The organism is Methanosarcina sp. Kolksee, assembly GCF_000969945.1.
Lineage (GTDB): Archaea > Halobacteriota > Methanosarcinia > Methanosarcinales > Methanosarcinaceae > Methanosarcina > Methanosarcina vacuolata.
On sequence record NZ_CP009524.1, the window covers coordinates 3,462,599 to 3,487,388 of the forward strand.

20 protein-coding genes and 1 pseudogene are annotated in these 24,790 nt (G+C 38.1%); 8 read left to right on the forward strand and 13 right to left on the reverse strand.

Annotation, left to right across the window (positions count from 1 at the left end):
* The gene (locus tag MSKOL_RS14255; protein ID WP_048121976.1) at nucleotides 1-549 is read left to right on the forward strand and encodes a KH domain-containing protein; all 549 of its coding nucleotides are present in this window, start codon (nucleotides 1-3) and stop codon (nucleotides 547-549) included.
* A gap of 290 nt (nucleotides 550-839) precedes the next feature.
* Here the strand turns inward: MSKOL_RS14255 and MSKOL_RS14260 are convergent, their stop codons facing one another.
* From MSKOL_RS14260 to MSKOL_RS14285, 6 genes are all read right to left on the reverse strand, one after another.
* Entirely contained in the window at nucleotides 840-2,246 is a 1,407-nt protein-coding gene (locus MSKOL_RS14260; RefSeq protein WP_048157259.1) for a dihydroorotase, read from the reverse strand.
* Nucleotides 2,247-2,416: 170 nt separating this feature from the next.
* Nucleotides 2,417-3,067, reverse strand: a complete 651-nt coding sequence (gene phoU, locus MSKOL_RS14265) for a phosphate signaling complex protein PhoU (RefSeq protein WP_048157261.1) — start codon at nucleotides 3,065-3,067, stop codon at nucleotides 2,417-2,419.
* A gap of 5 nt (nucleotides 3,068-3,072) precedes the next feature.
* Nucleotides 3,073-3,849, reverse strand: a complete 777-nt coding sequence (gene pstB / locus MSKOL_RS14270; RefSeq protein WP_048157264.1) for a phosphate ABC transporter ATP-binding protein PstB — start codon at nucleotides 3,847-3,849, stop codon at nucleotides 3,073-3,075.
* A 55-nt stretch (nucleotides 3,850-3,904) separates the two neighbouring features.
* A complete protein-coding gene (pstA, locus tag MSKOL_RS14275; protein WP_048124104.1) occupies nucleotides 3,905-4,762 on the reverse strand; it encodes a phosphate ABC transporter permease PstA in 858 nt (285 codons plus the stop codon).
* A 68-nt stretch (nucleotides 4,763-4,830) separates the two neighbouring features.
* Nucleotides 4,831-5,721, reverse strand: a complete 891-nt coding sequence (gene pstC / locus MSKOL_RS14280; protein WP_048157266.1) for a phosphate ABC transporter permease subunit PstC — start codon at nucleotides 5,719-5,721, stop codon at nucleotides 4,831-4,833.
* Between the two features lie 56 nt (nucleotides 5,722-5,777).
* Nucleotides 5,778-6,668: a phosphate ABC transporter substrate-binding protein gene (locus MSKOL_RS14285; protein WP_048121988.1), complete on the reverse strand. Its 891-nt coding sequence runs from the start codon at nucleotides 6,666-6,668 to the stop codon at nucleotides 5,778-5,780.
* Between the two features lie 174 nt (nucleotides 6,669-6,842).
* Between MSKOL_RS14285 and MSKOL_RS20420 the strand changes: the two genes are divergently transcribed.
* A complete protein-coding gene (locus MSKOL_RS20420) occupies nucleotides 6,843-6,986 on the forward strand; it encodes a hypothetical protein (RefSeq protein ID WP_156151105.1) in 144 nt (47 codons plus the stop codon).
* Between the two features lie 541 nt (nucleotides 6,987-7,527).
* On the opposite strand, the gene MSKOL_RS14295 is transcribed toward MSKOL_RS20420, so the two are convergent.
* The 5 genes and pseudogenes from MSKOL_RS14295 to MSKOL_RS21160 form a co-directional block, all read right to left on the reverse strand.
* Complete coding sequence (locus MSKOL_RS14295) at nucleotides 7,528-8,205, reverse strand: pentapeptide repeat-containing protein (protein ID WP_048157271.1); 678 nt, start codon at nucleotides 8,203-8,205, stop codon at nucleotides 7,528-7,530.
* Nucleotides 8,206-8,448: 243 nt separating this feature from the next.
* Nucleotides 8,449-9,978 (reverse strand): PKD domain-containing protein, encoded by a 1,530-nt coding sequence (locus MSKOL_RS14300; protein ID WP_231592256.1) that lies wholly within the window; start codon nucleotides 9,976-9,978, stop codon nucleotides 8,449-8,451.
* 523 nt (nucleotides 9,979-10,501) lie between these two features.
* On the reverse strand, nucleotides 10,502-12,616 hold the full coding sequence (locus MSKOL_RS14305) for a PAS domain-containing protein (protein WP_052725521.1): 2,115 nt from the start codon (nucleotides 12,614-12,616) through the stop codon (nucleotides 10,502-10,504).
* A 923-nt stretch (nucleotides 12,617-13,539) separates the two neighbouring features.
* Nucleotides 13,540-14,286: a hypothetical protein gene (locus MSKOL_RS14310; RefSeq protein ID WP_231592257.1), complete on the reverse strand. Its 747-nt coding sequence runs from the start codon at nucleotides 14,284-14,286 to the stop codon at nucleotides 13,540-13,542.
* A gap of 854 nt (nucleotides 14,287-15,140) precedes the next feature.
* A pseudogene (locus MSKOL_RS21160) lies at nucleotides 15,141-15,938 on the reverse strand (acetoacetate decarboxylase family protein).
* A gap of 408 nt (nucleotides 15,939-16,346) precedes the next feature.
* Here MSKOL_RS21160 and MSKOL_RS14320 point away from each other — a divergent pair.
* The gene (locus MSKOL_RS14320) at nucleotides 16,347-16,817 is read left to right on the forward strand and encodes a hypothetical protein (RefSeq protein ID WP_048157274.1); all 471 of its coding nucleotides are present in this window, start codon (nucleotides 16,347-16,349) and stop codon (nucleotides 16,815-16,817) included.
* A 362-nt stretch (nucleotides 16,818-17,179) separates the two neighbouring features.
* On the forward strand, nucleotides 17,180-18,013 hold the full coding sequence (locus tag MSKOL_RS14325) for an SDR family oxidoreductase (RefSeq protein ID WP_048157276.1): 834 nt from the start codon (nucleotides 17,180-17,182) through the stop codon (nucleotides 18,011-18,013).
* A gap of 172 nt (nucleotides 18,014-18,185) precedes the next feature.
* Here MSKOL_RS14325 and MSKOL_RS14330 read toward each other — a convergent pair whose 3' ends face one another.
* Nucleotides 18,186-18,683 carry an inorganic diphosphatase gene (locus tag MSKOL_RS14330; RefSeq protein ID WP_048121997.1) on the reverse strand — a complete coding sequence of 166 codons (498 nt, stop codon included), beginning with the start codon at nucleotides 18,681-18,683 and terminating at the stop codon, nucleotides 18,186-18,188.
* 599 nt (nucleotides 18,684-19,282) lie between these two features.
* Nucleotides 19,283-20,176, reverse strand: a complete 894-nt coding sequence (locus MSKOL_RS14335) for a NosD domain-containing protein (RefSeq protein WP_048122000.1) — start codon at nucleotides 20,174-20,176, stop codon at nucleotides 19,283-19,285.
* Nucleotides 20,177-20,760: 584 nt separating this feature from the next.
* Here MSKOL_RS14335 and MSKOL_RS14340 point away from each other — a divergent pair.
* The 4 genes from MSKOL_RS14340 to MSKOL_RS14355 all read left to right on the forward strand — a co-directional run bounded on the left by MSKOL_RS14340 (nucleotide 20,761) and on the right by MSKOL_RS14355 (nucleotide 24,574).
* Complete coding sequence (locus MSKOL_RS14340; RefSeq protein WP_048122002.1) at nucleotides 20,761-21,168, forward strand: DUF1699 family protein; 408 nt, start codon at nucleotides 20,761-20,763, stop codon at nucleotides 21,166-21,168.
* A 505-nt stretch (nucleotides 21,169-21,673) separates the two neighbouring features.
* A complete protein-coding gene (locus MSKOL_RS14345) occupies nucleotides 21,674-21,970 on the forward strand; it encodes a Rieske 2Fe-2S domain-containing protein (RefSeq protein ID WP_048157279.1) in 297 nt (98 codons plus the stop codon).
* 251 nt (nucleotides 21,971-22,221) lie between these two features.
* Entirely contained in the window at nucleotides 22,222-23,049 is an 828-nt protein-coding gene (locus MSKOL_RS14350) for a sulfite exporter TauE/SafE family protein (RefSeq protein ID WP_048122005.1), read from the forward strand.
* Between the two features lie 1,027 nt (nucleotides 23,050-24,076).
* On the forward strand, nucleotides 24,077-24,574 hold the full coding sequence (locus tag MSKOL_RS14355) for a GNAT family N-acetyltransferase (RefSeq protein WP_048122006.1): 498 nt from the start codon (nucleotides 24,077-24,079) through the stop codon (nucleotides 24,572-24,574).
* The last annotated feature ends 216 nt before the right edge of the window (nucleotides 24,575-24,790 follow it).

The following is a 24,790-nucleotide window of genomic DNA, read 5'->3' on the forward strand; positions in this document are numbered from 1 at the left end:
ATGACCCAGTATGTCAAAATCCCCAAAGAAAGAGTCGGAGTAATAATAGGCCCGAAAGGAGAAACAAAAAAGTTTATCGAGGACAAAACTGCGTGCCAGCTTGAAATCGATAGCGAAAGCGGAAAGATAGACATTACCTGTGAAGAAGATCCACTAAAAGAGTTCAGGGTTCTCGAAACTATAAAAGCGATAGGAAGAGGATTCAGTCCAGAAAAAGCTCTTGAACTTCTGGATGATGAGATGCTTATGCTTGAGATCATGGATCTTTCCGACGTTGCTACAACTCCAAAAGAACTTCAGCGGATAAAGGGCCGGATAATAGGAAGAAACGGAAGAACCAGAGAACTTGCAGAAACCCTGATAAACGTTAAGATCTCAGTCTACGGAAAAACCGTATCCATACTTGGGCACCCTGAGCAGAACACTATAATTCGGACAGCTATAAGGATGCTGCTCGACGGAGCTACCCACGGTGCAGTCTACAAATTCCTGGAAAAAAAGCATCAGGAACTGTTGCAGTCACAGTTAGACTCGGTTGACTTTTTTTAAAAGAATAATATGAAATCTGCAGGACCTTAGAATATTATATAAATATTTCAAGGTCCCTATAATATTATTTTAACTTTTCTGGAAAACTGATTTGCAGTTTTCCGCTTTTGCTGAACCTTCTCAGCTAAAGCTTCTCACTCGAAGTTTCTCACTTAAAATATCTCACCTAAAATTTAGCATGAAAGTACTGCCATCTGCAAGCACTTTCTTTGATTGTGCATGTTATTCGAAGAATATCATGTGCGTTTTTCATGTAAAGTATCTCACCAGGCTTTTTCAAAATCTGTTTCTTAGTCCTGAGTTTCACCAGTTTCTTCCAGGTCTTCTTCGTCCTCTTCGGATCGTTCTCCTCTGCCTTCGAGGAAGTTACCCCGCCCAGGTTTTGCATTAATTGACTCCTCAATCCAGATAACTTCACCCCTGGAGAGAGTATACTCAGGGAAAACTCCTTCCATACCTTCAAAGGGAGTCCAGCCCGCTTTACTGTGAAGAAATTCGGCCTTTATAGGACGAAGCTCGCGGGGATTTACAATAATCAGATCTGCATCAAAACCTACCTCAAGCCGTCCTTTGGATTTGCGGTCCAGCCCAAAGGCTTTTGCCGGATTCCAGCTTGTAAGCATGATCATCCGTGAAAGCGGCAGGATGTTTTTTCTTACTGCAGCAAGCATAAGAGGCATAAGGGTCTCAACCCCGGGCACTCCTGAAGGAGCAACTCGTATATCGACATCTTTTTCAGACTCAAGATGCGGGGCATGATCCGAAGCCACCATGTCAATAGTGCCATCGTTAATCCCATTTACGAGAGCTTTAATACTGTTGCTTCCCCGGAGAGGAGGATTCATTTTTCCAAAAGACCTGAGCCTTTCCCAATCTCGTGTAGAAAGGAAAAGGTGATGAGGAGTAACCTCACAGGTGAAAAGGGGTTCTTTATTTTCCCTCCTTGCAAGGTATTTTTCCTTTCGTATAATACCTGTAGCTTCAAGCGTGCTCATGTGACAAAGATGAGCCCTTACTTTTAGTTTGGAAACAAGCTCCAGGGCTTTTTGAACAGCAATCGCCTCACAAGCATTAGGGCGTACCCTTGAATGGTACTCATAAGAAATGTCTCCTTTTAATAGCCCTTCCAGCTCAAGGCGCATTTTCTCGTCTTCAGCATGGATAGTTGCAAGCGCCCCAAGACGTTTAATTTCAGCAAGTGATTCTTCAAGGGTTTCTTCATTAATATTTAGCCCGCCTGTAGACTCGGCCATAAAGATTTCCCCAAAAGCCGTGATCCCCAGTTTCCATAGTTCTTCTAATTTCTCAATATTGCCTGTTACCCCACCATTGATTCCAAAATCAACGATAGACTTTCCTCTGGCAAGTTTAAGTTTCTGTTCGAACGCCCGCCGGTCTGTTGTGGGAGGCACAGTATTAGGCTGATCAATAACAGTTGTAACTCCCCCAGCCGCTGCCGCACACGAACCTGTATACCAGTTTTCCTTTGAGGTCATGCCAGGTTCCCTGAAGTGGACATGAACGTCAATCCCGGCAGGTAAAGTAAGAGCGTCGCCTGCATCTATTATCATATCCGAGCTTGAGACCCTGAGATCTTTTCCTATCCTGGTAACTTTGCCGTCTTCAATAATGATCTCGGCAGACTGAAGCGAATTATTGTAATAAATCCTTGTATTTTTGATAAGAATATCAGGCATGGGCGTCTATATGCTTATAAACGTACTTAAAACCTGACATCAGATAGAACAGGAAATGGTTAGTTAAAAAAGAGAGAAATGAAAAAGAAAATGAATAAGTGAAAAAGATAGAAATGAAAAAGTGAAAAAGATAGAAATGAGAAAGAAAAAAGAAAAAGAAAAAAGCCTGTTCAGTTCAGTTTGACTCTCTCAGCCGTAGCAAGATAAACTACACTTTCACAGATATTGCAGCAGTGGTCTGCAATTCTTTCAAGATAACGGATCAGGAAAAGTAAATTTGTGGCTCTCGAAATGATACTTGCATCTTTTGCCATCATTTCGAGCAGCTCGACCCAGACTGCGTAAAAGAGTTTATCGACCTCTTCGTCCCTTCTTGCTGCTGCTCTTGCAAGTTCGACATCCTGAGTCTCAAAAGCCTTGAGAGACTTTTCAAGCATAACTGCGGCAATATCTGCCATTTTTTTTGTATCTATAAGTGGTTTTACATGTTCGCCCTCTATTCTTCCCGGAATTTTGGCGATATTTATTGATAACCCCACAATTCTCCTCAGATCTGCCGTGATCTTCAGAGTAGATACTACAAGCCGGAGATCACTGGCCATCGGCTGCTGAAGTGCAAGCAGATCAAAAACCGAGACCTCGATACCTTCCTCAAGTTTATCCACTTCAGGCTCAAGGGCAAGTGTCTTTTCAGCAAGCTTGACATCGAGATTTATAACTGAAGTCATCGAGTCCCGGAAAATTAGTTCTACCGTTTCTCCAAGAGAAAGTACAGACTCCTTAAGCAGATCCAACTGCTTCACATATTGTTCTCGAGTCATTTAAATCACCCAAACCTGCCTGTAATATAATCCTCAGTACTCTTTTCCCCTGGATTTTGAAAAATCTGCCTGGTCTGGCCAAACTCAATCAATTTTCCCATTAGGAAAAATCCGGTATAATCTGAGATCCTCGCTGCCTGCTGCATATTATGAGTTACGATTACTATAGTATAATATTTTTTAAGATTCATGATAAGGTCTTCAATCCTTAAGGTAGAAATAGGATCAAGAGCGCTTGTGGGTTCATCAAAAAGAATTGTTTTTGGCTTTACTGCCAGAGTTCTGGCAATGCAAAGTCTTTGTTGTTGCCCTCCGCTTAGAGAGAGAGCAGGAGACTTAATCCTGTCTGAAATTTCATCCCAGATCGCAGCTGAACGAAGGGCCTGTTCAACAATGCCGTCAAGATCTTTTCTGTTTGCACCGTGAATACGCGGCCCATACGCAACATTATCATAAATCGACATAGGAAAGGGGTTGGGTTTCTGGAAAACCATGCCCACATCTTTTCTAAGCTCAACAACATCCACATCTGGTCCGTAGATATCCTTGCCTTCTATCGTAACTTTACCTTCGATTCTGCAGTTATTAATAAGATCATTCATCCTGTTTAAGCAACGAATAAAGGTGGACTTGCCACAGCCTGAAGGACCTATAAGGGCAGTTACACTGTTCTTAGGGATCTGCATGGAGACGTTCATAAGCGCCTGCTTCTCCCCGTACCACAGATTAAGGTTTTCTATTTTTATCTGAGGTTGAGATACGTTTTGAATACCTTCAGTCATTTAGGAACCTCATTATCATATAAATCCTGATAGATCACTATTAACAAAACTCTAGTTAAATTTTCAATTTGTTTTTGTAGTGCCTGCGAATCAGAACAGCTATAAGATTCAAACACAGGACGAGAAGTAACAGAACCAGAGCTGTCCCATATTGAATAGGTCTGGTTTTTGCAATATTTGTCCCTGCCGTTGCAAGCACGAAAAGGTGGTAAGGGAGCGCCATAAACTGCGAATAAATCGAATCAGGCAGCCTGGGCAAGAAGTAAGCCACACCAGTAAAAAGAATTGGAGCCGTTTCCCCTGCAACCCTTCCTATACTCAGGATAGAACCTGTAATGATTCCAGGAATAGCAGCCGGCAGTACCGCATGTCTGATTGTCTGCCATTTACTGACCCCAAGTGCAAGGGATGATTCCCGGTATTCCTTAGGAACCGCAATCAATGCCTCTTCAGTGGAACGGATAATCACTGGAATGATCAGGAGTGAAAGTGTAAGGGAAGACGAAAGTAGGGAAGGACCAAAACCAAAATATTTAACAAATAGTGCCAGCCCGAAAAGCCCAAAGACCACAGAAGGAGTCCCTGCAAGATTGTTGATTGCCATTTCAATTAACCAGGTTGTGCGGGTTTCTCCTGCATACTCATTAAGGTATATAGCAGCCATAACTCCCACGGGAAGGGCCACGCTCATGGAGCCTATGATGAGGTATAAGGTACCTACAATTGCTGGATAGATTCCGCCTTGAGTCATCATAAGTCTGGGCATTTCAGTAAGGAACTCAATGTTAATTGCACTATACCCATTGTAAATAATATAACCAAGAATAACTAGCACAAACCCCATTACTGTCAATGCTGAGAGGCCAAGCAGCGCAAAGGCGATTTTTTCACTGTTCTTTGCGTTTAATCTCATACTTAGTCCTCCTTGAATCCTGGCCACTTTACTATCGGTTTCTTTTACTTCTGCGTTTAGCTCCATGCTCAATCCACCTTGAATCTGTACCTTTTTTTGATTGAATCCGCAATCAGGTTAATCAGGAAAGTTATGATGAAAAGTACAGACCCGACCGCAAAGAGAGCATGGAAATGTGTACTTCCCTGAGGGACCTCTCCCATTTCAAGCGCAACTGTGGCAGTCATTGTCCTTACCGAAGCAAAAAAGCCTCCTGAAAAAGAAGGAATAACCGCAGTATTTCCAGTAACCATCATAAGGGTCATAGTCTCCCCTATAGCTCTTCCTATGCCCAGCATTACAGCCGCTGAGATTCCCGATAGTGCCGCAGGAACTATGACTTTATATATTGTCTGCCATTTTGTAGCTCCAAGAGCTAGCGAACCCTGTTCGAGAGTACTGGGAACAGAACTTATAGCATCCTCTGAAATAGTGATAATCGTAGGAAGTGCCATAATTCCCAGCATAATAGAACCTGTAAGAGCAGTTTGGCCAGTTGGCAGGTTAAAGCTCTTCTGTATAATTGGAACCAGTACAACAAGTCCAAAGAATCCAAACACAACAGAAGGAATTCCTGCAAGAATTTCAATAAATGGCTTCAGGAAATCTGCAACCTTTGGATTAGCAATTTCAGAAATATATATAGCAGTAGCAATTCCCAGAGGCACAGCAAAAAGAATAGCTCCGACAGTAACAATGAGAGATCCGAAAAATAGAGGTAATAACCCAAACTGCATGTTTATAGACGTTGGATACCAGAACTTTCCTGTAAGAAAATCCATAAGAGACGTATCCTTAAAAAGAAATAAACCGTCTCTAAACAAAAAAAGACATATAAGGAAGATAATTACAACCGTAAGGACACTGACTGAAAACAGTGTCCATTCGATTGTTTTTTCCTTATAATTTCTGCTTAGCATTTTATCCCTTAGATAAGTATATAATATAGTTTAGAAGTCTTTTTTTAGAAGTTGCTTTACTTCTTTAGTGGAATATACCCGACAGTGCTCACAATGCTCTGCCCATTCTCGCTCAACACAAAATCGGTGAATTCCTTTGTTAAGCCCGAGGGTTCCCCATTGGTGTAGAAGTAGAGAGACCTTGAAAGAGGATATGAGCCATTAAGTATAGCTTCGGCAGTTGGAGCTACAGATCCATTACCTTTGTCCAGGCTTAATGCCTTTACACTGCTGTCAAGGTATGCAAAACCAATATAGCCTATCGCATTGGTATTCTGAGATACCTCAGTAACTATGCCTCCAGTAGCAGGCTGAGTAAGAGCATCAGGTCGGTATTCATCGCCTTGCAAAACGTCTTTCTGGAAGTCTTTATAGGTTCCGGAACTGCTGTCTCGTGAAATTACAGCAATTTGCGCATCTGCTCCGCCAACGTCTTTCCAGTTGCTAATGCTTCCGTTATAGATACCACGTAGCTGGTCAAAGGTAAGGTTAGAAACAGAATTAGAAGGGTTTACAATTACAGTAATACCGTCATAAGCAATAGTAGTTTTAACAGGATTGATTCCTTTTGCTTCAGCAGATTTAATTTCGTCATCAGTCATTTCTCTGGATGCCGAAGCAATATTTACTTCACCATCAATGAGCGCAGCAATCCCAACACCGGACCCGCCTCCAGTTACTGTTACACTTTTTCCAGAGTTTTCAGCCATGAATTCTTCAGATTCAGCCTGTGCAAGAGGCAAAACCGTATCCGAACCCTTCAAGAAAATGCTTCCAGATTCCGCACCAGTAACGTTTTCTGCAGAAGATCCTTCGTTATTTTTAGTTCCGGTACACCCAATTCCCAGGAACACAAGCCCGATGATCAATAGCAAAAGAATTGTATACTTTTTTAACTTATTTGCCATGTGTACAGATACTCCATTATTAAATAATTTAAATTTACATTTGTCTAAGTTGTTTTCAGCATAATGCACAATAAATGAAAAATATATAAAGATTCGCCTGGTAGAATATAGAGAAGTACATATAAATAAAAAATAGGAAAGAAAGTAGTATAGTATATACAATCTATATAAAGTATGGAGAAACAGAGAGAAGAGAGAGTAGACAAAGAGAAAAATATCATTAAGAAAAATCAGTATAAGAGACCAATCGCAGGCAAAAAATTGATTGAAGCCCGGAAACTGCCTTTCCACAGATTTCCATTCAAATCTTCAACTTAATTCTCTTTTTGAGCATTGACCAATATAAGATAATATAAACAGAGGACAAGCACCATCGTCAAATCGTTGGCTATGTCAATTCACCTCCTGGGTCGCAGTGACCAATTTCTTAGACTTTATGGCAACCAACCAGAGCAACAGAAAATCCAGTATTAATTGGAATCTTTCCTAAAAATATACCTGTGCAAACTCAGAAGTTATCAAAAAAGTTGCTGAATCGAAGAGCTATCCGGAGACTGGAAAAAAAGACGGGAAAAAAAGACAGGAAAAAAGAGACTGGAAAAAAGAGACAGGAAAAAAAAGACGGGAAAAAAAGACGGGAAAAAAAGACAGGGAAAAAAGACAGGAAAAAAACAGTGATATTTCATTGTTTACAACACAATAGAACACTAAAAGAACATCAATAGCTTAGAATTAGATAGAAAATACAGATGAAAATACAGACTCTTACTAGCTAGAATTAGTAGAAACCTTTAAAAAAATTCGGTCCAAAGAAAAATACGGAAATTTTAATATGGAGAAATTTAGACAGAATGTCTGATCATTCTTCAGGCCCTTTAAACAGGGCAGGATATTTTTCTCTTAATGGAATCAGGATCTCCTCGTCTAATTTTGCGTTATAAAGTGTTTTTACTTTAGAAACTTGCTCAATGGATAAATCATGAACTCCAGTAAGGTTAGCCCCTTCAAGGTTAGCTTTCTCAAGATCAGCTCTCATAAGATGAGCTTTGTGAAGGTCTGCTCCATAGAGGTTAGCGCCTCTAAGGTTAGCTTCTTGAAGATTTGCTTCTTGAAGGCCAGCTCCATAAAGGTCAGCCTCTTCAAGATTAGTTCCCTGCAGGTGAGCTCCCTCAAGATTAGCCACTTGCAAGTTAGCCTTTTTAAGGTTAGCTCCTTTAAGATTGGCCAGATGAAGATTAGCCAGTTGAAGATTAGCTTTTTCAAGGTTAGCCTGTTCAAGATTAGTTTTTACAAGGCTGGCTCCCTGTAGATTAGCTTCTTGAAGATTAGCCCCTTGAAGATTAGCTCCTTTACCTTCAAGAAGGTGAGTATCTGAAAGGTTGGACCCTCGAAGATCTGCTTTTTTAAGGTTAGCCCCTCGAAGGTCAGCCCCTTCAAGGTTAGTTTTTACAAGGTCAGCTTCTTGAAAGTCCGCTCCTTGAAGTTTAGCTCCTATAAGATTAGCTCCCCTAAGGTGTGTTCTCCCCGGTATACCCATGAAAGTAAATCTGCTCTAAATTAAAATAAACATTGCTATTCTGGAGAAATATTTGAGAAATATTTTATACTTCTCAAAGTATGGTCCGTAATTTTTTACTCAGAAACCTATATGTTCACAGTTACACACGGTTCGTGTATACCTGAAGTTACACATGGTTACTGTATTCCTAAACAGAATAACTTAAGAACCCCCCACTCCTTTTTAGATTTGCCCTCTTTTACTGTTTCTTATTTAAGCTGCTCATTTTTTGGCTACTACGATATATCCAGATATTGTTTTAGTGTTACTTCCTTTTGCATTCTTTACCGTCAAACTGACAGTATATTTTCCGGCTTTACTGTAGGTATGTGAAGGGTTCTGGGATGTTGAATACGTTTTATCTCCAAAGCTCCATTTCCATGAAGTTGGACTATTGCTACTTTTATCAGTAAACTGCACATTCAGCGGGGCTTTTCCGGAGGTCGGTTTTGCAGAAAAAGTAGCAACCGGAGCTTTCAGCGAGTTTACAACAATATAGTTCTTTATTGTTTTCGTACTTGTCCCAGCCGTATTCTTTACTGTTAAGCTGACAGTGTATTTTCCTGCTTTACTATATGTGTGTACAGGATTTTTAACTGTTGAAGTTTTTCCGTCTCCAAAAGTCCATTTCCATGAAGTTGGACTATTGCTACTTTTATCAGTAAACTGAACCTTCAGTGGAGTTTTTCCAGACGTAGGTTTCGCAGAGAATGCAGCAACAGGTCGTTTTGGTTGTGATACTTCAATAGTAGCCATGTAAATGTCGCTGTTTTCACCATAGCCCTCCCCATATTGCCATACTATCTTGTTACCGTAAATAGCAGGCTGGTATGCTGATCCTTTGGCGCTAATTTTCATTTTCTGGTTAGTGGAAATATCGTACATGTAGATGCCATGATTTTCCCAACCATCATCATCACCACCATCATCCTCCCACACTATCCTATTTTCATAGATAGCAGGAGATCTCTGCCAATCTGGACTGCTAGTTATCTGAGTTTCCTTTTTAGTAGAAAGATAATACATATAGATATCAGCATTCCCACTACGTTCATCGGCCCATACTATTCTGTTACCATATATCGCAGGTTTTCCCGCCGATCCACTGTTGGTTATCCGAGTTTCCTTTTTAGTGGAAAGATCATACATGTAAATGTCATGGGCGGAGTTTTCATTGCGATAGGCATAATATACTATCCTATTACCGTAGATATCAGGAGAGTATGCATCGGCGGTGATGAAAGTTTCCTCTTTAGTAGAAAGATCATACACAGAAACACCCGAATCCTCATCGTAAAGATCTTGCCACACAATTTTGTCACTGTAGATTGCAGGTGCGACCTCAGCCACCATTCCATCAAAATTGGGGGGAATCTGAGTTTCCTTTTTTGTAGAGAGATCGTACATATGTATATCGGATAAGTCCCAATAGGGAAGCATGTGGCTTTCGTCTTCCCACACTATCTTATTCCCGTAGATTGCAGGAGAACGCTGACTTGATTCGTTTGTAGATATATGAGTTTCCTTTTTAGTGGAGAGATCATACATGTAGATACTCCAATTTCCATTGCGCCCATCTTCCCACACTATCCTGTTATTGTAGATCTTAGGATATTGTGCATGCCTACTGGTGGTTATTCGGGTTTCAGTGATCATGGGTGAAGCGCTTTTCTCAGTAGTTACCGACTCTGTAGACAATGTGTAATTATCTTTTTTGGTGGAGTTTCCGGTATCATTTTCAGTAGCTGCCAATGCTATAGATGAAACTAAAAGCAAGACTAAAGCTATTGAAACTAAACTTATCTTAAACATCGTCTTCTTTTTATTCATTATTTCCCATCTCTATTTTTTAAACTCAGAAATTTAATTTCATTAATCAAGTTTTGTGTATTATAATTAAAGTTTTTCTTTTAATTCATATATATATAAAGTTAAATTTATAGTTATAAGAAAAGTTGGCTTCATCGACCAGAAAAATTCGGAGGCAAAGAAACCAAAACAAGTTTATCTGTAATGGAAAATACTTGAGGACAGAAATGTTATAAAAATTAAAAGTGGCTCGCCGAATTTCAATAAAGAGATTCACGAAAAATTACTAAAAAGTGACTGGAGAGAGTTGAAGGAGCCTAAAAGTCTGATGGGCCAGGTAGTTTTATAGATACTGTTTATTATCATTAATCTTTGAATTGGACAGTTGATGATGAGAATACCAACCATACAAGCAAAAAGTTGCTGGCTATTAAATAACTGTCTTCGTTAAGTGGAAAGTGTGGCTTCATATCCCGATATTGTTAAACCATATAGTGAATTGCGTACCTTTACCACTTTTAATTTCTAAACAACCGTCTATTTGCTCAACAAGAATGTGTACTAGCTGGAGCCCAAGGGAATTTGAACCCTTAGTGTCTATCTCTTCTGGAATTCCTTTTCCATTATCCGATATTTCTAATATGTAACTGAAGCTATCTTTGCAACCTTCATCTAGACCGGACATCTCACTCTGGGCAATAGAAGTTTCATTTCTGCGAAGATTTACCTGGATTTCTCCTTTCCTTCCTGCAGGAAAAGCATGTTTAAAAGAATTTGTAACCAGCTCATTTACAATAATTCCAAGAGGGATCGCAGTATCCATGCCAAGATATATCTGATCAAGGTTCAACTTCAACCTGATACTTTTATTTCCGAGATTATATGAATTAAAAAGGTCTTCAGTTAATTTATTTAAATAAGCTGCAAAGTCAAGGGTATCGATATTATCGCCTTTATACAGCTCTTCGTGAATAAGAGCCATTGAAGCTACACGATCCTGACTTTCTCTAAAAGCCTCAACAATTTCCTGAGTTTTACAAATTTCACGGTTAAAGAATGTTTCTGATTGAAGGTCGAGTAAGGATGAAATTACCTGCAGATTATTCTTTATCCTGTGATGAATTTCCTTTATGCGGATTTGTTCTACCTTTGCAAGAGCCTCTTCTGCCTTTTTATGCTCTGTTATATCTTGAGTTGTCCCTCTGACCCTCACAGGACTGTTTTTCTCATCGAAAACAACTTCAGATTTCGCATGAACTATGCGTTCTTCTCCATTTGCTAGAATTATCCTGAAATTAATATCAGCAGGCTTTCCGTTTAATGCATCTTTAGCGGCATTATCCATACAATCTTGATCATCCGGATGCACGTAACTTAAGAAGATATCGTAATTTACTTTTAGTTCTTGTGGATTAAGTCCAAAAATACGATACATTTCGTCAGACCAACGAAATTCATTGCTTGCAAAGTCCAGTTCCCAGTTTCCAAGGTGAGCTATTTCTTGAGCTTCTGCAAGACTTTTTTCACTCTTTTTCAATGAATCATAAGCATTTTGAAGTTCTACTGTACGTTCTTTAACAAGTTTATCCAAATTGTCGAGCGTATCTTTCAGTTTGGCTTCCACTTTTTTGCGCTCTGTGATGTCACTGGCTGTACCAAACCATTCAACAATTTCGCCATTTGCATCCAGCATAGGAACCGCACGCGAAAAAATCCATCCTAAACTGCCGTCTGCTAGACGGACCCTGTGTTCCAGTTCGTAAGTGCTCTTTGTCAGGATAGCTTCATTGATAACGGCCATCACATTCATCTGATCTTCCGGAGGAACATATTCCTGAAGCCAGTTACGATTTGGGCTTTCCGTATTGACAAGAAACCCTCGGCCATAGAGATAACGCATCTCGCTCCAGTCAGGGCTCACCCGGTATACCATTTCTGAGCTGGCCGTCACCAGAGTACGAAACCGCTCTTCACTCACACTCAGTGCTTTCTCAACCTGCTCACATTCCTTATTATTTTTATGACAGGAGCATTCTATCTGCTCCCATTTGCCTTGTTTTTTAGTCAAAGCAAACTGGTGATTTGCAATAATGTCCAGAATTTCAAATGCATTGTACCTGTCAATTGGATAAGTGCAAAGAGCTATCATTGGGTACTTGCCTATTACAGAATCCAGTAATTTTTCGTGACCAGAAAAATTGTTTCCACTATACCTCAAACCATCGTATCCACTGGCGAGAGCCTTACCAGTTTTTTCAGTCAAGCAGTTTAATACTGTTTGTGGATCTAAAAAATCCGTTTCTACATGCCAGTAAGTATAGGGAACAATTTCGACTTGCCCATTCTTTAAATAAACGTCAATATCGGGAATGGCCACTTTCAAAGCTTTTTTTGCGCATTCTTCATTTACAGGTTTCGATATGACCCATAAGCAATACTCATTATCTTCAAGTCCTGCTTTGAAATAGGGGACAAGTATGTCCATTAAATCTTCTTTTGTCCTGTAGAACTGACAAAAATGTACTCCCCACGGTACATTCCCAATAATATCAATACCAGAAATTCTGCTGCTGTTACTCATATTATTCTTTGATAATCGGGTGTAAAGTCAAAAGTTTCTCTCAACATTATTGCTTTATTTAGTGTATTTACCTGGCTCAAAAATGCTCGAAATTCTTTTTGCAGGAATAATTTCTATGATTCTATTAGTAATATAAAGATTTATTTATATAAACGTAATCTTATAATTAATTGCCTGTCTTTATTTATATAAATAATAACTTCGTCAGGCATATTTCGTTATCAAGGTAACCTGACTGAAGGAATAATCTGCCAAGAAGTCCGCAGGAACCTTAGGCTTACACAAAAATTATCACATTTTGTAATTGTCTGTTATTAAAAACAAACATGATATTCTTTGAATAACATGCACAACCAATGAAAATGCTTGCAAATGGCAGCATTTTCATGCTAATATAAAAAAGGCTTAGAAGTTATCACAAAAATTTCAGCGATGGAGGGGTTCAGCCATTACGTTTTTCAATAGACTCTCAAAAATATTTCTCAGATATTTGGCTGAACCTTATCACGGAGGTATAATTTAATATTCAACAATACTGCAAAATTTAGGTGTAATTTTCTGGGATTTATCATTGGTTATTTAAGATGGTATTCGAGATATTTTATATCATCTCCTTGATTTTTTTGGGTTTATTGTAGGTTGCTTTGAAAGAGGAGTGGTAGAGATGCTTCATATCATCTAATGTTTCATATCATCTCCTTGATTTTTTGGGATTTATTGTAGGTTGCTTTGAAAGAGGAGTGGTAGAGATGCTTCATATCATCTGATGCTTCATATCATCTCCTTTTTAATTTTCGGTCTCCTATTTTTATCAATTTCATCTCACTTTTTAATCAGTCTGTCAACTATGTCTAAGTTTAAGCTTCAATACTGTTCTCAGCACTGTTTTCAAGCATCCATTCTGGGTTCATTGGGAAGTTGCCTTAGTGATGCATCGGGCTTCCAGCTCCCATTCCGGGCATTCCCTGAGCAGAAGATATGATTTCCTGAAGGTCTTCGAGGGACTCTGCTCCGCTGATATCTTCCATCAGGCCATTGAGTTCTGTGATCCTGCTGCTAAGGCCCTCACTCATATTCTCATCAGTTGTGTTGCCGCTCTCACTTGCCATCTCTTCAAGGTGTTCGATTTCCATTTTGAGTGAGTCAGTAGCCTGAGTTTGCAAATAGGTGAATACAACGTTTTGCAGTTCTTCTGCACTGGAAGCTGAACTTATTTCGCTGGATAGGTTTTCAAGATCAGTTACCTGTTCGCTGAGCATCGCAGTCATATTTTCATCAGTCGTGTTATCCAGCTGACCGTTAAGTGTTTCAGTCATATTTCCAAGGACATTAACCATTTCGGCCTGAACCTCAGTGTAATTATCATCAGTTACGTTCTCAACCTCGGCGAAGTCAAATAATCCGGGCATTCCACCAGGTCCCATATTCATTCCATTAGGCATACCCGCAAATTTCTGATTTGATAAGACTTCCTGAAGGTCAGATGCACTGGAAGCTTCGCTTACATTAGTATAGAAGCTCTGAAGTTCAGAAATTTGTTCACTAATGGAATCAAGCATTTCCGCCTGGACAACAGTAAAATTTTCATCAGTTATGTTCTCTCCAGGAGTAAATGCAGATTTGTTTTCTGAAGCAAAAGCTCCTACAGGAAGGATGCATAATACTATCATTACCGCTGTAAAACGGTAAATTGAGTTTAACACTTTTGTTTTTACTTTCATAGTATACTTCCGTTATTGACTTCAATCTCTATTTTTTTCGTTGGTTTTGTTTTTCGAGATACTTACCTTGTGGTGAATTGTTCTATTGTCTGGCTTTTACTGGGTTTCTTGCCTGGTTTTATAGAGGGTTTCTTGCCTGGTTTTTAGTGGTTTTCTTGCCTGGTTTTATAGTGGGTTTTGGCTCTTCGTTATTTTGTGTGGATATCCTCATAATGTCTTCATAAAAACCAATGAGGTCTCGAATTGAAAATCGTCTGATCCACAGGAAATGACGAAGAGCCGTGTTTTTTCTTGCCTAGTTTTTAGTGGTTTTCTTGCCTGGTTTTATAGTGGTTTCTTGCCTAGTTTTTAGTGGTTTTCTTGCCTGGTTTTATAGTGGTTTCTTGCCTAGTTTTTAGTGGTTTTTCTTGCCTGGTTTTATAGTGGTGTTTCTTGCCTGGATTTTTTATTGTTCCATTTTTTACGTATTTTCGGTTGTCTTCAGACTATTGATCTGCTGACAGTCACTAAATGAGCTGGCAAAAATATAAAGTTACTTTCAAAAATTGAGGGTTTAAAGAGATTTAATTTAAAAAAGAAGCTTTATTACAACTTTAAAATCTTAAAGAACCTTAATGTAATGAATGAATACTTATCAAAGCCCTTAAAACTTAATGTTTTTATTAAAAAAGGTTCTTTATATATTTCACAGGAACTTCCAATGCTGGCATACCTATAAAATGTGCTTATCTCCAAGTAATCCTGCAAAAATTTATGAAAAAACCTGCAAAATCGCGACAGGTATGTGACAGGTATATTTCCAGTTATTCGAGAACAAGCCCTTTATTCGGTTTCAAAACGACAATACCTTTCGACATGATGACCGTAGCTATTTCAAACATGGGAAGCTCTGCCAGCGCCTTTATTATATACCACTGGCCAGGGTTCTGTTCCCAGCTCAGTGGAGTCCATTTGATAGTACCGCTACCTGTCCAGGCGCTATGGATCTCGGCCCCCTGGGGATATAGAATGGGCTGGCTTAAGTCTGCTCCAGGACTTCCTTTGGGAATATAGCGCCATCCAAGGGCATTGATCGTGGCTGCAGAAGCCTGCATTTTCGATAACATTTCCCCTTCCACAGGCTTTGACCCTAGCATTTCCAGGCGGAGAAATGTGTTTCCTTCATAACTTGCACTTGTATAGTAGTTAGGTTGAATGATGTGCAGGTCCTCTATGTCAGCATAAATTTTTGGTATACCCGTTTCCTCTCTTCCTCCAAGAATTGGCCAGGTTTTATTTTCTCAGACCACCAGGATAAATTGTCCTTCCACCTGGTCACGCTTACCGTTGAAACGAGCTGGAACACTGACCTGAACTAAATTATATCCTCCTCCTGCCATCCAGTCGATCTCTCTGAATTGACTGTAGGAAATGTTCAGTTCAGGATGTAACAGCTCAAAACCCTCAGGCACGTAGTTTTCCAGCTGGTTTTCATCCGTGGTATATGCAAAAGTTATAGAAACTGCATCCCTGTAATACAGTGCAGCTTCAGGACCAGGGCAGTCAAAACCGCCAAAATGAGCTGGCATCCTGTAACATTTATTTTCTTCAAACCGAAACATAGTCAAACCCCCCAGGTATTCAGATTATAATTCTGAGATTATAATATAATAATATGCATAATATATGTAATCTAATCTGACAGGCATATGATACGTTATAGTGTTTACTTTAAGTTGAGATTATTATCTAATATTAGGCATATATCTAATATTAGTTATATATTATTAGGAATAATCGATCTCCAGATATGCAGCAATAAAGGGTCAAAAAGAGTTTCACAGTAAGTCACAGAAAGACTGCAGTCTGTCGTTTTATTGGGGAATTTTGAGGGATATTTATCATTTTACAGACATGCTTTGAGACAGGTTTTGATGCTTAATCCGCTTTGCATGAATAGGGGGAAATGATTGCCATAAATTAAGAATCTTCAAAAGATTCACTGCTTATTTTGGTAGTGGAGAGGAGATATGGTAAACCTGAGCTCAATTGATTCATATATTCATAAACAGGCTCTTGTGGCTGCCCTGATTAACATGGTGATAAATCCTCTTCTGGCATTTTACATCAACAGGAATGTGGACAGCGTTGCTTTATCCGGGATTATAATTGATACAATAATCACCTCAATCGTTATGACGTGGCTTGTGACGGTTTTCTCCGCAGCTGATATTAATCGCCAGCTTCACGCCAGCCGTTTCAAAAATGAAAATCTGCCCCATCCGGGACCAGTACTGTCACGGTTGCCCAGGCGAGGAGTACTACTTGGTACTGTACTGTTCATTTTCACGGTATTGATTATGATGATTTTAACTATCTCGATTTCCTCTCTATTTGGCATTAAAGAGCTTTCTGCTGAGAAACTGGCATTGTTCAAGCTGATTTATACCGGGCCGGTCGCCTATTTTGTAGCCCGTATGGCAATACTTCGCCAGTTGTAACTCTACTGGAAAATGCATGAGAGAAGTTTGTATTTCAAGAAAATCTTATTTTATCCTGGCAGAAATCTTATTTTTATCCTGGCAGTGTGCCAATTTTTCTATAAAATCATAAATCTCAAGAAGTTATTGGGTAGAAAATCACATATTGAAAGATTAATTTTCTCCATAGTACGCAAAAACTTGACTTCAAATTACAGCAAATTTGAGACACTGTGTTTATGCCTGAAAAGATCGACAAAAATCTTATCGATAATACAATGGTATATTTAACCGGAAAGTAAATCCTTACTGGTTCTTCCATCTGGATATACAGGAAAATTAGTCAAAAATACAAGCTGTGAAAAGGAAAAGGGGAAGTGAAAATGGGGGTTGAAGATTACTTCAAGGATAAGTGTTGCCTGGTAACCGGTGCAAATTCTGGAATCGGTTATGCTATAAGTGAAGCACTGTTGGAGAAAAGAGCAATAGTCTTCATGGCTGGTCGGAATGAGGAAAGCCTGGAATCCGCGGCTAAGAATCTTGATGCATATGCCGGACAGATTCGAATTCTGCTTGTTGATGTGACAAAACAGCCTGAGGTGGATAAAGCTATTCAGGACACCGTTGCTGCGGAAGGTAGAATTGACTTTCTATTTAATAATGCGGGTATTGGAGGTACGATGCCGACTGTTGACGCTACGCTTGAACACTGGCGATCCATTATTGATGTTAATCTCTGGAGTGTTATATACGGCATTAATGCCGCGTTGCCAGTTATGCGTCTTCAGGGTGGAGGGCATATTGTTAACACGGCTTCCCTTGCAGGAATTATACCTTTTCCATTCCAGGCTCTTTATTGCGCCACCAAGTACGCAGTTGTTGGGATGAGTGAAAGTATGCGGTACGAATTTGCTGAAGAAGGCATTCATTTCTCAGTTACATGTCCTGCAGCGGTCGTTTCACGGATATGGAAAAAGCCCATACTGGGCCCAGTTCATGAAGAGATTAAAGCCCCTGAGGACGCAATTCCAGCTGAAGAAGCCGCAAATATAATCCTTCAGGGCGTTGCGGATAAAAAAGGAATAATTGTGGTTCCGGAGCAGCCAGGTGGGTGGCTCTGGCATGAATACTCTAGTTCCTCTGAAGTCGCAGAAGACTTTCTGTTGAAAATGGCTCATGATCGACGGATAGAGTGGTCAAAAAGACAGAAGATATGAGGGAGTTGAATCAGTGAGTGGGACTTTACAACGCTCAATGAGAATAATCTGTCTCCGGGCATAGGCAAGACTATAAAAGTAATAGATTTTTAAGGGTCGCTTAGCTGGACAAATTATAGAGCTTAAGCCCTCACTGATGATTTTATTTCTTTTGTTCTTATTTAGTTTGTTTTTATTTCTTTTGTTCGAGATATCGATCTTTAGCTTCCTGAAGTACAGCGACTGCTGTTTCGAGGTCTTTCCAACCGATAACCTTCACGCGTTTTTCTTCTAAATTCTTATAAGTTTGGAAAAAGTTAGTAATCTCCTTAAATAGATGAGGTGGAACCTGCTCAACGGTCTCAATATAATTCCACATAGGGTCATTCTTTGGAACACAGAGTATTTTTTGATCTCTTCCTTTATCATCTTCCATGTCAAAAAGTGCCACAAGATGTACCTCTATTATACATCCCGGAAATGTAGGTTCCCAGGTTAAAACCATGGCATCTAAAGGATCACCGTCAAGGGCCAGGGTGTCTGGGAAAAAACCATAGTCCGAGGGATATACCATTGAAGAAAAAAGCATTCTGTCGTATTTAATTACTTTTTTTTCTTTATCGTATTCATATTTGTTTCGGCTTCCTTTCGGGATCTCGATAAGTACACTTTCAACCGGTCTTTCCGTCATACCATCACTTCCTTTTTACTCCTGCTTGCTAATTGCTTTTTATGATTGTAATAATTTATTAGTTCATAGATCATGTTCCCTGATAGAGTCATACTATTAAAACATGACCTCATGAGGTTAATTTTCTTAATATGAAAGGAGAAACTGAAAAAAAAGGGCTCTTCGTCATTTCCTGTGGATCAGACGATTTTCAATTCGAGACCTCATTGGTTTTTATGAAGACATTATGAGGATATCCACACAAAATAACGAAGAGCCAAAAAAAGATTCTAAATAAAAAGACACATAAATGACACCAATTTTAGTTGGTAAAAAATAATTATTCAAAAAACGAACATGATATTCTTTGAATAACATGCACAAAGAGATGAAAATGCTTGCAGATGGCACATTTTCATTCCAAATAAGGCAAGATATAATCGCAAATTTTGCTTTAAGTACAAATATCGTTGAGAAAAGCCCTTATGGGTAAGAAGGATCTACTGTATTTGCTTTTAATACGTGATCCTCTTACCTAAACTTAATATTCTAATTTGATTTCAATTTGCATGTTCATATTAATATTTTTCACTTTTTTGTTAGCAACTACGTTTTCAAAGTTACTCTTCCTGGGCAGGAGGTTCCGAAAAAACAATAAAAGAGGCGTTCAACGGTATAAGAGGTAGATAATCAACATAATTAGAACCTTCCAATTTATAAGGTTCATCTGCAAAACCATCCCTGTTTTTATCGGAATGGGTCTGTGAGAAACCGTCGCCTGAAGGGGTTGCCCAGCAGTTACCACCCAGATAAGAGCCGCCTACAATGTTTACACCACTTGTTTTCGTAGTGTTGAAGATGTTTTCGGTTCCATCAGAGATATTTACATTCACTGTATTGTTAAAATTATTATTAGTAACGGTACATGGAGCATCAACAAGATATAGTCCATTGTCACAGCCTGTAATTTTATTTCCACTAACTGTCATGTCTTGAAACATGAGATCAAAGGCGTATACTCCCGTTTCGCAGTTGTAAATCTCATTATTAAGAATATACTCGCTTCCGCTGTACATATAAAAACCAACATCTGCCGCCATATTAAAGTTATATATCTTGTTATCTTGAACCGTACAGTAAAAAGCACCGTTTGTACCTTCATTGCGGCCAAACGAAAAACAAATACCTGAAGATCTCCCTGGGCCTCTTATGTCAAAGTCTTTTATTGTAACATTCTTTTCATAAATATTGAAGGCGTTGTTTTCAGCTTTAATTATTGCTTTATATGGACTGCTTGACATTACGGTTATATTCGCAGTTGAGATTTCAATATCTCCACTGTATGTTCCCGGGTTTACAATTATTGTATCTCCGGAATTAGAACTATCTATTGCTTTTTGAATTGAGTTTCCAGACTCTACATAAATAGTTTTAGCAGAAGCATTGCAAGTAATAGCTTGAAGTGAAAGTAATACTGCTAATATCACCAACATAACTTTTTTTGTATCCCGCAAGACAAAACCCCGATAAAGTTCTCTAGTATTGATGAAATTTCTTAGTCTATTCTTTTGTTTAGTTGATTATCAAATAACTAGTTATCCAGAATTTAATTAATTATCAAGAGATTAATACTCAGAGAATTCAATTTTTGAATTAACTCGATTAGATTCTATTTTCAAATTAATTTGACTATTATCTAAGCTACAGTATTTTATTTAGAAAGGTATACGTATTAAGCTGTTAACCATATATAATAACTTAAGTCTGTAAGATTGAAATAATATATAATTTTTCCTATTTATTCATGTATATTTACTAATATTTTCTTAAATATTCTGAAATACATATTATTTCATTACCTTTTCATGAACTAACATCAGTTTTAATCTAACAATTATCTCAGCTGGCTAATTCCAGTCTTTAAATCACAACAATTCTTTCAGTTGGTTCATTCATTCGTTTAATTGAAGGAAATTACGGAATCAAGAGAAACAGAAGACTGTATGAAAAATAACTACACTGTAAGATAAACATTTATAGTCAGTGAAAGTAGTTTCTATTAATTAAAAACATAAAAATTTCATAGTGGGGGAAAAACATGAAAATCAGAATAGTTAGTTCAAGAGAAGAAATCTTTACATTGAATCCTAATGAACGCATTGTTCACCTAGCTTTCAGGCCTTCGAACAAGGATGTATTTGGACTGGTTGAAACCTGCCCTAAGATTGAGGTAGTTCAGTTACCAAAATCCTACATGGGCACGATCTCAAAGTCCATAGAGATGTTTCTTGAAATGCAAAAAATCCAGCTTATCGAAGGTGATGTCTGGGGTCACAGGAAGGACATTAATGAATATTATACCGTTCCGTCCTCGGTTATTGAAAGAATAAAAGAAATGAAAATCGAAGGCAAATCCAATGAAGATATAGAAGCAAAAGTTTCAAGGGAAAGCAAAATCAATCCCGAAATGGTTGCCTATATCATGAACAAGGAAGCGCCTGCCTGAGTTGATACTAAGATATCTTTAACTCTTCACTGGAGATTTGACCATATTCAAAGATAGTCAGAAAGGTCTCAGGCCTTTCAGGGATCCACTTTATTCCCTGATCTCCAGTTTAAATTTTCGGCTCTTCGCCATTCTTTATGGATAAAATGATTTTCAATTCAAGACCGCATTGGTTTTTATTAGGACATTATGAGGATATCCACACAAAACAACGAAGAGCCAAATTTTCCATTTACAGAAGCTCTATAAAGTTATCGAGCTTAAAATTTAGCCTGTGTTTCCTACTTAAGGGAATTCTACAGTGGTGTTTTTCTTTTTTATCACCGTAATGTTTACCTTTTTGTTGGTACTATTTTTGGTGGTACTATTTTTGTTGGAATCCTTTTTGGTGGTACTATTTTTTGTTGGAACCCTTTTTTGTTGGTACTATTTTTTGTTGGTACTATTTTTTGTTGGTACTATTTTTTGTTGGAACTTTTTAATTGAATCTCTAAAATTCCAATAAATGTTAAAAAACACTGTACATGTTCATGAAAAAGTTTCGCAGATTTTGCCTGGAGAAGGTGCAATTGTCAAAATCGAAGGTGAAAAGGTTGCAGCATACAGAGATGAGACAGGGGCGTTCCATACACCTGATCCTTTCTACAGGCATATGAGATGTATTGTTTCCTGGAATAATGCAGAAAAGACCTGGGACTGTCCATGTCGCGGCTCCCGTTATAATGCAAAGGGAGATGTAATTAAAAGTCCTGCATTATATGGGCTTCCGGAAAAGAAAGTAAATACGAAAATAAATAAGTAAGATTGATATCATGGTAATCAAAAAACTTAAGCTAAAAAGGATAATGTGAAAAAAAGTAAGTAGTCCAGGTGAACTGAGATAATTAACAGCAGAGCACTCAGGTTATCAAACATCAAAATTTTTGAGCAGATACTTTGATTAACTCATAGGCAAATGCATGCTCAAAAGAGGAAAAAGGACGTGTTTCTTCTTTTATTGGAAAAAAAGTACAGAACCTCAGGTAATTAGAAATAAATTCTACTTGACTGGAAATGACTCCTACAGACCCCCTTTATCTTGGTATCCTAATTCTTACAGGATTTTTTACTGGTATTGTCTCGGGTATGCTTGGTATTGGTGGAGGCTTTATCATGTCTCCTGTTCAGTACTGGCTTCTGCAGGAGACCGGGCTTCAGCATGACATTGCAATAAGAGTAGCTTTTGGGACAACTCTTTTTGTAGTTCTGATAAATGCTATAAATGTTGCTCACATTTACCATCAAAAGAATGCAGTACTCTGGAAACAGGCAACAATAATAGGGGTTTTCGGATCAATCTTCAGTTTTGTGGGAGCAGGCGTGGCTTCTTACTTACCGGCTTCCACCCTTAGCAGAATTTTCGGAATTGTAGTTTTAATTGGTGCAATAAGGACTTATTTTACTCCTGCTGTTGTAGAAAAGAAATATACCAGCTCTAATCCATTTCCTTATATTTTTTCAGGCATTCTCATAGGCTTTTTTTCCGGTCTTTTAGGACTTGGGGGAGGAGTTATTGGAATTCCAATCATGTTGATTTTTCTTCATTTAGATATGCGAAAAGCCATAGGGACATCAGCTGCAGTAATAATCTTTACCTCTTTTAGTGGATCTATTGGGTACATAATCAATGGCTGGGGAAAGGACGGACTTCCTCCTTATTCTGTTGGATACGTAAATCTTCTAAATTGGATTTTACTTGCATTTCCATCGTTTCTTGCAGCAAAAAACGGAGCTAAAATTGCTCATCTTATGAATCCCGAGCATTTGAAGTATTTATTTATAGTTATAATGCTCTATGTCGGGCTGAAAATGATAGGAGTTGTTGATCGTATTTTATATTGAACTCATTTGTTCTTTTTATAACCGCGAAATATAATCTTTAGACTGTATAGGACTTCTGTTCAATTTATGGCCCGTTTTCTAGTAAAATATTTATAGTATAAGGAGGAAATAGACTTCCATAGGGAAAAGTGAAAAGAAGAAATAGAAGAAAATAGAAGAAGAAAGTGGTTTTGTTCATGAAACATCTCAAAATATGTCCAAAATGCCATTCAAAACTGAAATTGCACTCCGATGGTGAAACTCAGTATTGTAATACTTGCAGTTACTGGACAAAAATAGGTACTGTAAGACTCGATTCAATAATGATTTACGGATAAGTAGCCTGCATAAAGGATGCTGAGATTTTTATATGGGATCATAAAAATTGAGGATTTCTTTCAGAATTCAGTGACTGAAATCAATAAAGACCCGGAGAACAAACTGATCCCTAAAACTGTTTTTAACCTTAATCAACGGGATTGTTAGAACTGCTTTCATTAGAAGAATTTGAGTAGTCACTAAAATACTAAATCCAAAGAAGCAAATTTTGAGTATAGGGGTCATTTCATATCCAAATTCTGTTATTTATTGGTTTAAAATTATGGAATGCCACTCACTTTAGCCATTTATAATTTTGCCACGCGTTGATCCGTTATTGATTCTATTATTAGTATGATCCTGCAGTAAGGACAAATTGTGAGCCTATACTTGAATTCTACGCTTTTACCCTCTCCTGAATAAAAGAGATGTTCTGATAAGCTGGTTGACCATCAATAATGAATTGGGATTTTTCTAAACAATTCGCATACTCATGTCTGCTTTCTTGTAAATTTCATAAGAATAAGGAAAAACTACAGGTACTTCCTCGTGCTTATCTCAAATTTTAAATTCCACGAATAGTGTTAGTATAATAGTTGATATTCAGTATTAGGTTGGATTGACCTATATACTTGGAATAATAACGGCCATCAGGAAACCTTTAAAATAATTCAATCTGATGGAATGACTTTTTAATACAAGAAAATTAAGTTTTTAAAGGCAGATCAAAATGTGTAAAGTTATTTTTGATGAAATAAAGGAAGAACATCTGAATGATGTTTTGGAAATTTATACTCACTATGTTCTCAACACAAATGTAACCTTTCACGCGCATGCTTTCTCAAAAGATGAAATGCGAGAATTGGTATTCTTTGAAAATCCGAAATATAAAACTTTTGTCATAAAATCTGCTGATAAAATTAATGGATATGTAATATTGACTCAGTACAAAAAGCGTGAAGCATACGATGGAACTGCTGAAGTAACTGTATACTTAAAGCCGGATTACATCGGTAAAGGTATAGGCAGCCAGGCTGTTAAGTTCATTGAAGATGTTGCAAAAAAGCAAAATATTCACGTACTTATTGCGACAATATGCGGAGAAAATTCTAAGAGTATTAATTTATTTGTAAGAAACGGCTTTAGCAAATGTGCGCATTATAAAGAAGTAGGAGAGAAATTTGGACAACTGCTAGATGTAATGGCATACCAAAAAATAATATTATAATGCTTACATCACAATGCTTTACACCATTGATAATATGTCCGTTATAATAACCAGCCAGAGATTAAAGTTTTTCTGCATATAGTCACAAGGCTAAATAATGCAACTGCCCAATGAGGTACAATGAAGTTTTTTGTTGCAACAAGTACAGTGTGACTATATATATTGGCCCTTCGCTGTTTTGTATGGGTTGAAAATAATTGTTTAGTTAGAAAGCAT